The following is a 13,472-nucleotide window of genomic DNA, read 5'->3' on the forward strand; positions in this document are numbered from 1 at the left end:
AATTTTACAGTTAATATAGATGTTGTCCCGATTCCCATCCCGGATTCTGGGTAAGTACACCTTCCGATAAGTCTATCTGTGTTTGAGGTATTTGCAGAAAACCTCCTGTTTCAGTACGGAATACAATATTCCTTTTATAATCCACACCAACATCCTTCACGGGAATATCCGTTTGATTGGCAGTAAGGACATCCTGATCGTGCCAGCGTAAAATATCATAATAGCGTACACCTTCGAACGCAAGTTCATAGCGGCGTTCCTTTTTAATATTCTCCAGCGTAGCGGGAACAGAAGCCAAGCCTACACGGCCGCGTACCCTGTCCATATATTCCTGTGCCTTTGAACTGCCTAATTCGGCTGCCATCAACAACACATCGGCAAAACGTATTATGACCATATCCTGCGTATGTTGGAGTTGACGGTCTTTTTGAGCCATACCATAAAGTTCCATACTGTATGGACATATATTACCATCTTTATCCAGAACATTGAGGGGAATATACTTTTTCTGGATGTATCCAGTTTCATCCATATTCTGGGCAACATTCCATACAAATCCGTTAATTTCCCTTGCACAATCTACAACGGACGCTTCCTTACGGGGGTCATCGTTAGGCCACTCTGCCATCAATTTAGGATTTACATTTCCCCATCCCCAACCTATGGCGAAAGGCAAACACGTTTTCCAATTTGCGGCGTTTCTTAATCCAAAAAATTGTATCATGATATTCGAATAATGTTCCGCTCCGCTCCATCCTCCATAGATAGAATATTTGACAGCGAAAACAGTTTCTATATTATCGCCGGTTTCACGTATCCATTTTAACCCCTGTGACACGGGGTATTTACTATAGAATCCTCCTTCACTGCAATAAGAGTAGGGCCACAAGTTTCTAAAGTCAGAAGTAATCAGCCCGTGCCCGCTTCTTGAAATACACTCATCGATCCATTGTATTACCTGCTGTTTACTGATTTTGTCCCCATTTGTGGGCAGGGCATCCGTTTTATAATAGCCTGTATAGAACAGGAACACCTTTGCCACCAAGGCTTGGGCTGTCCATTTGGTAGCACGTCCCAGGTCTGATTCCGGCATTTCCTGAAAGGATTGTTCGGGCAACATATTTATTGCCCTTTGCAAATCTTCGGCTATTTGGGCATATATTTCATTAGCCGCGGTCTTGGGCTTATTCACCTTTTCTGTAGAGGTCAGAAGGGGAACTGAACCGAACATACGCACTAAATCGAAGTAAAAATATGCCCTTAGGAAATAAGTTTCGCCAAGTATTTTGTTCTTTACAGCCATATTATTTTCGGTCCACGGTACAAGGTCGATTGTTTCCAATAAGGAATTGGCCCGGTAGATAGCTTTATAATATGCTGCCCACGCGCCACTGAACATGTCATTATTCGTAACTAGAAAACGGTCTACAGCTTGTGCGTACCTGTCATCTGTTCCACCACCCCCAAGGCGGTCGTCAGACATAAGTTCCGATACCATGAAAAGGCTTTGCCGGTCAATACCGCCTGCCGTCTTAGCCAGCCCTGAATATACTCCTGTCAGTGCCTGCTGTGCGTCCTGTTCTGTCTTAGGAAAGTTCTCTGTACTCTTTTCCATCACATTTTCCGTATCCAAAAAACTTTCACCGCAGGAAGCAAATAATAGCACAAGGGATAGGAGCAAAATTATTTTGTTTATATATTTCATCATGATTGTCATTTTTTTAGAATTTTAAATTACATCCGATAAAGAAAGTTCTGGTACCCGGGAAATTACCTACATCTATACCCGACACCCAGCCTTTACCATCGCCATAGCCTATTTCCGGATCCATTCCTGAATACTTGGTGAAGGTATAAGGATTTTGAAGGGAGATATAAAGACGTACCTGTTCGCATGGAATACTTTTCAGGAGCCTTTTAAAATCATATCCTAATATAATATTGTTTATACGCCAGTAGTCCCCGTTTTCAAGATACAAACTGGAGATATACTGATGACTGATATCCGTTGAGGCTGTTAATTTTGGTATTTTGTTTGAGGTACCTTCTCCATGCCATCTGTCCAATATATCTTTCGTATAGTTATGAAGCGGGCTGGCAGCAAACTCCCGGTATGACTTGGCGATCTGGTTGCCTAACATTCCACTTGTAACAACCGACAGATCAAATCCTTTGTACCCCAGATTGAGTGAAAACCCAAAAAGGACGTCCGGATGAGGGTTACCTATCATTGTCCGGTCATCTACAGTGATAACGCCATCGTTATCATAATCGACAAAGCGAATATCTCCCGGACGGGCTTCCGGCAACAGCATTTCTCCTTTACTGTTTACATATGCCCTGACTTCATCTTCGTTTTGGAAAATTCCATCTGACTTATAGCCGTAGAAATAACCTATAGGATAACCTACCTGCGCACGGTACATTTCATCGGTGCCCTGACTCAGTACATTTTTTGCTCCATGAATAACCCCTTCCGAATTGGCTATCCTCAATACTTCATTCTTATTATAGCTGACATTCGCATTTACGCCATAACGAAAATCACTTATTTTGTCGTCCCAGGTCAAAGCGAGCTCAACACCTTTGTTCCTTACATCGCCACCGTTGATATAGGGAGCATCCGCTCCATAGGAGGCCAGAACGGGAGCCTGCACCAGCCAGTCCTTTGTTGTTTTATTATACAAATCTAAAGTCAGCCCCAGCCGGCTTTTTAAGAAACGGGCGTCCACACCGAAGTTTAACTGTTCGGATGTTTCCCATTTCACGTCAGGATTTGCCAGGCGATTCGGATATGCTCCTAAAGCCCTGACCGATTTGTCGGGCCCGAAGAAATAGTCTGCTAGGTCAAAACTTATAGGGGCTACATATTGAAACCCGGTAATACTTTGGTTACCGTTCTGTCCCCAGCTTGCCCTTATCTTTAGATAATCCGCCCAGCCACGGATACTTTCAGCGAAATTTTCATTCGTCAGAATCCAGCCGGCAGATATCGATGGAAAATATCCCCAACGGTGTCCTCTTGCAAAGTTGGAAGAACCATCGGCCCGCATCACTACTGTAGCCATGTATTTTTCCTGAAAATCATAATTGATACGGCCAAAATAAGAAACCAGGCTGCTTTTGCCCCACGGGCTACCTGAATAAGACGTTCCACCCACAAGTACCGCTGGCGTATTACCCAGATAGGCATGATCCATATCATCAAAAATAGGGTTCACATTGGATGCCCCGACGTTTTCGCCCAAACCGCTCTTCTCTGCTGTCATACCGGCCATAACGTTGAAGTGATGGCTTTCACTGAGTGCCAGATCATAGGTGAGCATATTCTCGAATACCCAGTTTGTACCAACAGACATATCCTGGCTTATTTTTTCATCTTTTTTATACCTGTACTGATTCGCGCTTATATAGTTTGCCATTTGATACGACCGGTTACTGGATGCCGACATATTTATCCCGAAGCTTGTCCTGTAAGTAAGATTTTTGACAGGTTCGAGAACTGCATATATGTTTCCTCTCAAACCATGTCTTTTACTTACTCCTTGTGAACGGTCATAATACAGGTTAGCAAGCGGATTCTTGGCTTGTGGTGCCCATCCGACAGGTCCGTGAAAATCACCGGACTCGGTGTAAGCGGGCATAAACGGACTTGTCGTCAGCGCCCAGTAAATATCATTACCGGTCTGTCCTCCTGTAGCCATGCCGAGTCCTGTCTTTTGAACGAAATTATAATGAAGGTTTTCCCCGACTTTCAGGATATTATGGCCTTCCCCCTTGAAAACCGTATATTCATTGTTTATGCGTAAAGTATAACGTTCGTACTGAGAATTTACATTTTTAGGTACCAGGGCACTTTCCTGCGAAGTGTACCCAACCCCGAAAGAGAAGACAGAGCGGTCTGTTCCTCCTGTTACGTTAATTGCATGGTTTTGAGTTAAGGCATCCTTGTTCAGCATCTCCCCAAACCAGTCTGTACCCTGCCACTCCCCACGTTCGATACGATCCCAGTCAGGTACCAGCGTAGAAAAATCATAAGGGGTAAGTTTGTCATTCATTCGGGCTTCATTCATTATCATCGCATACTCTTTCGCATTCAGCATACCCGGTTTTTTGTAAATATTCTGCCACCCTACATATCCGTCATAACTGATTTGCGTTTTTCCGGCTTTTCCCTGCTTTGTTGTTACAAGGATTACCCCATTTGCCGCACGTGCACCGTAGATGGCTGCGGATGCTGCATCCTTGAGTACATCTATGGATTCTATATCGGCAGCGTTCAGCGTGTTTATATCCGCTCCTATTATACCGTCCACGATGTACAACGGAGTAGAATTGCCAACGGTACCCAATCCGCGTACGGTAATTTTGAATCCTTCCCCGGGTTTTCCATTCGATTTAATAATATTCACCCCCGGAGTCTGTCCTTGCAAGGCGCCAATAGCATTGACAGTATTACGGCGCAATATATCGTCACCGTTTACCTGTATTGTAGCGCCTGTTATCAATTTCTTTTTTTGCACGCCATACCCTATGACGATCATTTCGTCCAATGCATGCCCGGCGGACTGCATTTCTACATTTATCCTTTCTTTGTCCGCTTTAACAGTAAGTGCAGTATAACCGACATATGAAAATTTCAGCGATTGCCCTTGTTTTACATTAATAGAATAGTTACCGTCTACATCAGTGATTGTACCTTGTGTAGTCCCTTCAATGACGACGGAGACCCCGATCAACGCTTCCCCGGTTTCGTCAACAACCTTTCCCGAAACGCTTATCACTCCCTTTTGTGTTTCTGAATTTGTGCTTTTCGACTGAGCGTTTGCAACATTGGTTATTCCGGTTGCGCAAATCAGCAGCAAGCACAGAATAGTCCCCAATAATGTTTTTTTCTTGGCTAACGTTTTTCTCATAGTTAAATAAAATAGGTTTATAAATAATACATTAATTCTTAACTTTCAACGTGATCTTTTGCAAGTCCTCGTCACGGGACGACGAACCTATCATTAGCGTGAAGGTGCCTTCTTCGACTCCGTATTCCATATCGGCGTTATAAAAAGCCAGCTGTTCAGGAGTCAGCCGGAATGAGATGGTTTTCCTTTCTCCCTTTTTCAGGGATATCCTGCTGAAGTCTTTTAATTCTTTTACCGGACGCGTAGCCGAACTATAATCGTCCCGGATATAAAGCTGAATAATCTCTTCACCGTCAAACTGTCCGGCATTAACTACATCTATACTAGCTGTCACAGATTCTTTCGATGTAACCTGTTCTTTTTCTATTTTGAGATTTTCATATTTGAATGTTGTATAGCTCAATCCATAGCCAAACGGATACAGAGGCCCGCTGTTACCGATAGCATACGGAAACCATTTTGTAGTATATTTATGGTTATAAACACACTGTATCTGCCCCACATTGCGGGGAATGGTGACAGGCAGCTTCCCAGATGGATTTACTTTACCATACAATATTTCGGCTATGGCCTGGCCACCGAAGGAACCCGGTTCCCAGGCTTCAACGAGGGCCTGTACATTTCCGGCTATCCACTCTACTCCTAACGGCCGGCCGTTGATCAAAACCACAATAGTCGGTACTCCTGTGTTATAAATAGTTTCGACCAGTTCCTGCTGTAATCCGGGGAGATTAATATCCATACGGTCGGTATTTTCCCCACATGTTTTTTCTCCCCAATGTTCACGCATCGAATTTTCCCCGACCACGACAATTGCCAGATCGGCCTGTTTTGCCATAACACCGGCCTGCTTTATTTTTTCTGGCTTCATAGTCCGAAGGTTCCAGCCAAACTCCAGTGTTGTGAACTGCGTTTCCGGTGAAATCCGTTTCAATCCGTCCAGGACAGTAACTATATTTTCCCGGGGTTGTGGAACAGCCCAGTCCCCCAGGATTACATGAGTGTCTGCATTAGGGCCTGTTACAAATACTTTTTTATACTTTGATTCCGTAAGAGGTAAGATATTATCGTTCTTAAGAAGCACAATGGATTTACGTGCTATGTCCAAGGCCGTCTTCTGATGGGAGGGATTAAACAGCACCTCTTTACTTTTAACCTCATCGTAATAGGGATTCTCAAATAGCCCCAGCTTGAATTTTGCAGTCAATATCTTGCGTACGGATTCGTTTATTCTTTTCTCAGATAGCTTGCCTTCACGGACAGCTTTTACAATTCCTTCCATAAATCCGGGACCATGCATATGCATATCCATTCCGGCACTGACTGACATTATGAATGCGTCGTCCATCGATTCCGCCACACTATGGTAATCATGCATCCGTTCTATATCCATCCAGTCACTGACAATAAATCCTTTAAAATTCCATTCTTTGCTTAATATGTCCTGCATCAGCCATTTATTACCATGTGCCGGTATTCCGTTCACTTCATTATGGGCAGTCATTATCGTATAAGCGCCTGCTTCTACGCAAGCTTTGAAAGGCGGGAAAAATATCTCGCGCAGTGTCCGTTCGGAGCCGTCGAAAGGCGCTCCATTGATACCGTTTACAGGCTGGCTTCCTCCTACAAAATGTTTGGCACAGGCCAGAACATTCTCCGGTGTATCGAAATTTTCTCCTTGCAGGCCTTTTATGGTTGCAACGCCCATTTTCGAGACAAGGAACGGATCTTCTCCGAAAGTTTCCCCAACCCTTCCCCAACGCGGATCCCGTGCTACTTCCACATTTGGGGTGAAAGACCAATGCGATCCCATAGCCCTCATTTCCAGTGCGGTCTCTTTCGAGACTTGCTCTACCAGAGCGGGATCGAAGGTTGATGCTTGCCCGATAGGGGTAGGATAGATCGTCGCTCCTACGCATTGCCCATTGCCGTGAATAGCGTCGATACCCATGAGCAATGGTATCTTCAGCCGGCTCTTCTGTGCAAGGCTTTGCAGGTAATTCGCCTCTTTCAGGTCTGTCGCATGAAGGAAAGAGCCGATCATTCCCTCTTCAACCATATGTACAAGATCAGAAGAATGTAACCCGGGGTAAAAACCCTGTGCATGGTTTTTCTTCAATTCCTTTACCGTCATATTTTTTTCGGCAATCTGCATATGCTTCAATCCTACGTATTGGCACATCTGCGCGACTTTTTCTTCCAAAGTCATCTGCGACAAAAGATTTTCAACACGCTTTTCCACAGGCTGGCCGGCAGACTTATACAAGTCTTTGTCATCGGTTGAACAACCGGCAACAGTTATCAAAGCGGCTGAAACAACCATCCATCTTATCAAATAATGTTTTTTCATATTCTATATATCATCTGTTTGTTTATCAATATGTTTTGTTTTATAGATTTTGACCGGAAATATTCCAGCCTTCTATCCGGAAAGAAACATCTTCCTGTCCGATAGCTTTATTATGAAGCTCTATACTGATTTCCTTAGACTCTCCGGGCATCAATGAAAAATAATTGTCACTGAAATAGACAGGTAGTATTTGCCCCTGGGACTGGGTGTCAATCGCTTTTATGCGAATCAGAAGTGCCGGACTATCCCCCTCGTTGGTTACTGTGATTTTATAATATCCGTTATCTGCCGGTCCTGAGTTTCCTTTCAGTTTTGCCTGTGGAATTTCCGATAGCTTGGTATAATCTTTTTTCCCGTCGGCATCAATCCATGTGAAGTTATCGGCAATAATCCTGCCTTTTTCATAAATCCCTGATTTTATGAAGATCAGTCCTGACAGTTCTTTCAACTCAAGTTTCGAAATAATGCTTCTGCTGTCTGCAACGGCTGATTTTACAAAAACGCTTTCTTTCAACAGTTTTCCGTTCAGATCGAAAAGCCGGATAACAATATTTAAGCCGTCCTTATCTTCCGTTGTATTATTCGTCAATACAAAATCCTGGGTAGATGGATTATAAATCAGATTAACAGGCTGATTGGCCTGCTTGACAGCAAAATACCCAGCATTCGTATCATAGTAATAATCATAAGTTTGCCAAACCATTGATGGCCACGATGACTGGCTCATCCACATGAGCATTCCGTTACTGTTATTGGTATAAACCGGTTCGAAAATACCTTTATGTCCAATATAATTTACCATCTGCGCTACCCTGGAAAAGGATTTCAGGTCATTGTATGTTCCATACCGATTCATTTCCTCAAGGAATTTCTTGCCATGTTGCGCCCCTTCCATCGTAAAGTCATGGATACCCCATACATCATCAACAGGCCAGTGGTTTTCAGGAGGAAGCATACGCGCCAGGCTTTCATAGGCAGGTATGTTGGGCATTCCCCTTTCACTGTGAATAGTAGGGAATGTATTCTCGAAATACCATTCGCGATCCTGGACAGCATATGGTCCCCAGCCGCTAACCGCTCCGTTTGCGGAATGGGATATGTAAGTCCGTGTTCCGTCCAGGCGTTCGGTAGATAAGGCAAGGTCTTTGTCCAGCGATTCAGGAGGATTCCCTTCGTTCCGTCCGCAGTATAAAGCCACTGAAGCATAGTGCCGGTTTCGCTTTACTTTATCGATGGCATTGTGCATGAACATAACTTCATTGTCCGGATCAGGGCCATCACCGGGATTTGCCAGCCAAAAGTCATCCCATATCAAAATCCCGTATTTATCACATGCACGGTAGAAAGCATCTTTCCGGGTCATTCCGATCCAATTGCGGATCATAGTCAGGTTTGCTTCGGCATGCATTTTGATCTTGATGTCGTAATCATCACTGGTTGCGGCCAAATTACCATCGTCCATACCCCAGTTCCCTCCCCGACATACAATACGTGTACCGTTGCAATAGATTGTCAGTGGCCTGTTCGTATCGTATGTAAATTCACGGACACCGAATTTAAAACCAATACTGTCCGACAGCCTGTCTCCAGTGACAGCTTCAAGTTGCGCAGTATAGAGGAATTGCTCTCCATATGTATTCGGCCACCATAGGCGCGGATTTACCATTGTCAGGTCAGCGACGGATAACTCCCGTGTTTCACCCGGCTCCAGGGTGAATACCGGACTTTGAAAATCTAATCCCGATGGCTGTATTTTACCTTTGACAAATACTTCCTGCTTTTTATCCGAGGAATTTCTCACTTCCGTTTTTACAGAAAGATATGCTTTTGAAAAATCTTTTTTCCCGGTATCGAGGTCTACGGTAATCCATGGATTTAATAACTGCACATCCTGAGTGTAGGAAATAAAAACATCGTCGTATATACCTATATTTCTACCACGTATGGTCGGGAGCCAGTCCCACCCGATACTGGCGTGGATTGTCGGATTATCTGCTCCCAGAAGTCCGCCGTTGTGTCCGGGATTTCCTTTTGTCTGAATAGTGACTTCTCCCGGGGTATCATTTTTATGAACAAGTACCGCCAGATAATTATCTTTTCCCCACTTTACATAGTCTGTAATATTGAACTGCCCGCGGATAAAAGCCCCGTCAATACGTCCGAGGTATGTTCCGTTAAAGAAAACATCGGCTTTCCAATTAACGGCATTAAAATTCAGCCAAGTTATTTTCCCTTTTTGTGAAGATGGTATTTCAAATTTGTTCCTGTACCAGAAATCGGCGGTGAAATAAGAGTCCGAAACCAGCCGTTGCTGCTCTCCATAATTCGGATCCGGTATGGCTCCGGCTTTCAGATAGGACATAAGAACTGTTCCGGGAACTGTTGCCGGAAGCCAGCCTGCATCATTGAAACCGGATAAGGAAAGTTTTTTTCCATCCTGGACAGGTACCTCGGATGCCCTCTGAATACGCCAGTTGCCTCCTGTCAAATATTGCGTTCCATTGGAAGACGGAGCTGGCACTGCTTCCGGTTTATGATCGATATTATTCGATCCGGATACTTCCATTTCGATGAGGGAGAAATTGCTCCACTTGCCCGAGATACAATTAAGACGGACGAAACGGGCTGTTTCCGTATTTTTTACCGGGCATAACGCTGTACCTCCATCGCCCTTTTGTTGTGAAAAAATGGTTTTCCACTCTTTAGCATCGTCGGATACCTGTATTTCATACTGGGTCGCAAAATTTTCAGTATCCCAATATAATTTTATATTTTCAATTTTACTCTGGGTCCCCAGATCGACATAAACCCATTCATCTCTGTTTGTCTTACTTACCCAACGGCTGTCCAACTGTTGGTTTTGACTGATACTGCCATACTTATTGACAGTATAGATGCCATCGGTGATGAGATGGCCTGTGGAATTGAAGTTAATGGCACTGGACTGATAAACAGCCCGCCGGAAAGCGATATTTTTTATTCCGTACAGATGTATGCAACCGGTCATTAGTATCATTGTAAGCAATGACAAGGTCAATACAAGTTTTTTAGGGTTGATCATAATTTTGAATTTGAATTTTTTATAACATATGAGGTTTCTTTATTCAATTGAACCATGCGGCCTGCGGTTTTCTCCTTCGCGTTTGGTGAGATTATCACCTAGGTCTGTTCTGGCACTGTCGGCTACAGCCGACAGGCGTTTAACGGCATCGGGATATAAGTCTGCGACATTATATTGCTCGCCCGGATCACGGCGCATATCAAACAATGACACGGATATCCTTGACCGGCCCCTTATGCCCGGAAAACCGTCGTTTCCCGGCAGGTTTGTACGGTAAGACTCATGTTCATGGGGAAAAATCAATTTAAACCGGCTGTCCCTAATGGCTTCCAGATCATTGCCGCCATAGTAGTAGAGAAAGTACTTGCGGGGCGATTCATCCATATTCCCGGTTAATAACGGTAATATGCTTACTCCGTCTATTTTATTCGAAGGTGAAGCAGCTTTTGTGATTTCTGCCAGAGTAGGCAGGATGTCAATGGCAGACGTTAGTTCATTGCAAATTTTTCCTTCGGGGATGACTCCTTTCCATCTCATAATACATGGTACCCGTTGCCCGCCTTCAAAAGTAGTGGCTTTTGCTTCCCGCAATCCTCCGGTGCTTCCTGCATGATTTCCGAAATTAGCCCATGGCCCGTTATCGGAAGTAAAGATGATAAGCGTATTTTCGTCTAACTGATATTCTTTAAGGGTGTTCATGATCTCCTGTAAGCTCCAGTCGATTTCCATCATCGCATCCCCATATAGCCCTTGCCTGCTTTTTCCCTTGAATTTGCCGGATACAGCCAGAGGCACGTGTGGCATGGAATGTGCAAAATAGAGGAAGAAAGGAGTTTCTTCATGTTTGCATTTCCTGATAAATTGTATGGCTCTCTGTGTATAGAGCGTGGTTAGCTGGCCTTGATCTTCCAGTGTCCATATTTCTTTTACCTTCTCATTTCCATCAATCAACGGTAACGCCGGGTGCCTTAATTTATGAGCCAGGCCGGAGTCTGGAGTAACCCTGTTCCCTTCATAATCGACTGGCCACATATCGTTGGAATAAGGTAACCCCAGATAATCGTCAAACCCGTTTTGCAAAGGCAGAAAGGGTTGCATACTTCCTAAATGCCATTTACCTACCATGCCGCACATGTATCCCTTTTTTTTCAATATTTCGGCAATCGTTTCCTCATCTTTGTTTAAGCCTATTTTACTTTGAGGATACAAAGCCCCGCTGATTCCCACCCTGTTGGGGTAACAGCCTGTCAGCAATCCGGCGCGTGACGCGCTGCTTATCGGCTGGGCCGAATAGAACTGCGTAAAGGTCATTCCTTCACCGGCCAGCCTGTCAATAGCCGGAGTATGATATTGGGTAGCCCCCGTTACAGTAAGGTCTCCATAGCCCATATCATCAGCCAGAATGAGGATTATATTGGGCGCTTTCTGGGCATATGCCTGGAAGGAGACTAATCCGCAGCAGGCAAACGTTATCTTTGTTATCTGATGCATCATTGTTTCTACCAGTATTTTTCGTTCAATCGTTCCATTTCAGGATAATTCTTATCTTCGTCTCCATATTTTTCTTTCAGTAACAGCAATTCTTCTTTGAGAAGTTTTATTAATTCCCTATTAGCCGGGTCGCTGTATATATTATGCATCTCGGCAGGGTCTTCCTGCAAATCGTATAGTTCCCATTCAGGTTTAAGCGCCTTTTTGCCGGTACCGCTCATCCCCAGGGATTGGGCATAGTAATAGATTAACTTATACCGGTCGGTACGTATTCCATAATTTCCGGGAACATGATGGTGCCAGTCGTCATTCATCCAGTAGCGGTAATACATAGACTTGCGCCAATCCCGAGTTGTCTTTCCCTGAAGATTTTTACGGAAGCTCTCACCTTGCATATAGCCGGGAGTTTCGATTCCGGCATAATCAAGAAATAAAGGGGCAAAATCCAGATTAAGAACAATATCCTTATTGATTCCCTTTGGTTTTATTTCTTTCGGATAACGTATCAACAGAGGCATACGCAGGCATTCTTCATACATCAGCCGTTTATCGAACCAACCATGTTCGCCGAGGAAGAAACCCTGGTCACCTGTATAGATTACAATTGTGTTTTCAGAAAGCCCATGTTCGTCCAGATAGTTCAGGATACGTCCTATATTTTCATCGACTCCGGCAATACAGCGCAGGTAATCTTTTATATATATCTGGTATACAAAATGTCTTTTTTCATCACGGCTCATATTCTCTGGAGGCATATTCCCTTTCAGATCATTCCAATCCATATTTTCCATAGACATGGTCAGAGAGTGCGTATACAGCCCTTTCCCTTCATAAGTGTCAAGCAGATTCCGGGGTTCAGGTATAGCCACGCTATCTAACAGTTTCCTGAAACGCTCAGCCGGTTCCCATGGACGGTGAGGTGCCTTAAAATGGCACATGACAAAAAACGGTTTGTCTTTGCCTGCCGATTGCAGGTATTTAATGGTTTCGTCAGCAATCACATCGGTAGAATGACCTTTGTATTCAGTTGTTTTTGGCTTGCCGCCTTCTCCTTTATCCCAGTCCCCTTTCTCTATAAATAAGGGATTGTGATACCTGCCCTGCCCGGGCAAGACATTATAATAGTCGAAACCCATTGGTTCTGTACCCAAATGCCATTTACCGATAATAGCGGTTTGATAGCCTGACCGTTGTAGTTCCTTTGCTACTGTAGGCAAAGCCGGGTTCAACGAGTCATCTAGGGTATACACTCCGTTTTTCTGGCTATATTGGCCTGTCAGAATACAGGCGCGACTTGGGGTACTGATGGAATTCGTAACGAAACAGTTATCCATTCTTACCCCTTCGTTTGCAATACGGTCTATATTAGGAGTAGGCAGATAAGGGGCTAAGTACCCTCCGTATGCACTTATCGCCTGTGACGTATGGTCGTCGGACATGATAAAAAGAATATTGGGCCTGTCTGCATTGGTTTGAGCATGCAGCAAACTTCCTCCGGCAACAGCGACAGATGCGGAATATAATCCGGCAAAAACTTTTTTATAAGGAAATCGCTTCATAATATTAAATCTATTGTTTAGATATATGTTCTTAGTTCCAGAATAATGCGGAACCTGTTTCCATGATGCAATTTTATGGTAATTCTACAATTATG

The 13,472-nt window shown here is 44.1% G+C and carries 6 protein-coding genes; all 6 read right to left on the reverse strand.

What is annotated here, in order from left to right:
- Positions 1 to 10: 10 nt before the first annotated feature.
- From ACYQ3L_RS13565 to ACYQ3L_RS13590, 6 genes are read right to left on the reverse strand one after another with little or no spacing between them, the layout of a single operon-like run.
- Positions 11 to 1,708 (reverse strand): RagB/SusD family nutrient uptake outer membrane protein, encoded by a 1,698-nt coding sequence (locus ACYQ3L_RS13565; protein ID WP_379999414.1) that lies wholly within the window; start codon positions 1,706 to 1,708, stop codon positions 11 to 13.
- A 13-nt stretch (positions 1,709 to 1,721) separates the two neighbouring features.
- Positions 1,722 to 4,916, reverse strand: coding sequence for a SusC/RagA family TonB-linked outer membrane protein (locus tag ACYQ3L_RS13570; RefSeq protein ID WP_379999416.1), 3,195 nt, complete (start codon positions 4,914 to 4,916; stop codon positions 1,722 to 1,724).
- A 31-nt stretch (positions 4,917 to 4,947) separates the two neighbouring features.
- Positions 4,948 to 7,266: a glycoside hydrolase family 3 N-terminal domain-containing protein gene (locus ACYQ3L_RS13575; protein WP_379999418.1), complete on the reverse strand. Its 2,319-nt coding sequence runs from the start codon at positions 7,264 to 7,266 to the stop codon at positions 4,948 to 4,950.
- Between the two features lie 40 nt (positions 7,267 to 7,306).
- Entirely contained in the window at positions 7,307 to 10,327 is a 3,021-nt protein-coding gene (locus ACYQ3L_RS13580) for a glycosyl hydrolase 2 galactose-binding domain-containing protein (RefSeq protein WP_379999420.1), read from the reverse strand.
- Positions 10,328 to 10,366: 39 nt separating this feature from the next.
- Positions 10,367 to 11,821 (reverse strand): sulfatase family protein, encoded by a 1,455-nt coding sequence (locus ACYQ3L_RS13585; RefSeq protein WP_379999422.1) that lies wholly within the window; start codon positions 11,819 to 11,821, stop codon positions 10,367 to 10,369.
- Positions 11,822 to 11,826: 5 nt separating this feature from the next.
- Positions 11,827 to 13,377: a sulfatase family protein gene (locus ACYQ3L_RS13590; protein ID WP_379999424.1), complete on the reverse strand. Its 1,551-nt coding sequence runs from the start codon at positions 13,375 to 13,377 to the stop codon at positions 11,827 to 11,829.
- Positions 13,378 to 13,472 lie beyond the last annotated feature (95 nt).

Source organism: Dysgonomonas termitidis (assembly GCF_054657735.1).

Coding starts and splice junctions, on each gene's coding strand:
- ACYQ3L_RS13580 (WP_379999420.1), bottom strand. CDS start 10,327: ATGATCAACCCTAAAAAACTTGTATTGACCTTGTCATTGCTTACAATG.
- ACYQ3L_RS13570 (WP_379999416.1), bottom strand. CDS start 4,916: ATGAGAAAAACGTTAGCCAAGAAAAAAACATTATTGGGGACTATTCTG.
- ACYQ3L_RS13575 (WP_379999418.1), bottom strand. CDS start 7,266: ATGAAAAAACATTATTTGATAAGATGGATGGTTGTTTCAGCCGCTTTG.
- ACYQ3L_RS13590 (WP_379999424.1), bottom strand. CDS start 13,377: ATGAAGCGATTTCCTTATAAAAAAGTTTTTGCCGGATTATATTCCGCA.
- ACYQ3L_RS13565 (WP_379999414.1), bottom strand. CDS start 1,708: ATGATGAAATATATAAACAAAATAATTTTGCTCCTATCCCTTGTGCTA.
- ACYQ3L_RS13585 (WP_379999422.1), bottom strand. CDS start 11,821: ATGATGCATCAGATAACAAAGATAACGTTTGCCTGCTGCGGATTAGTC.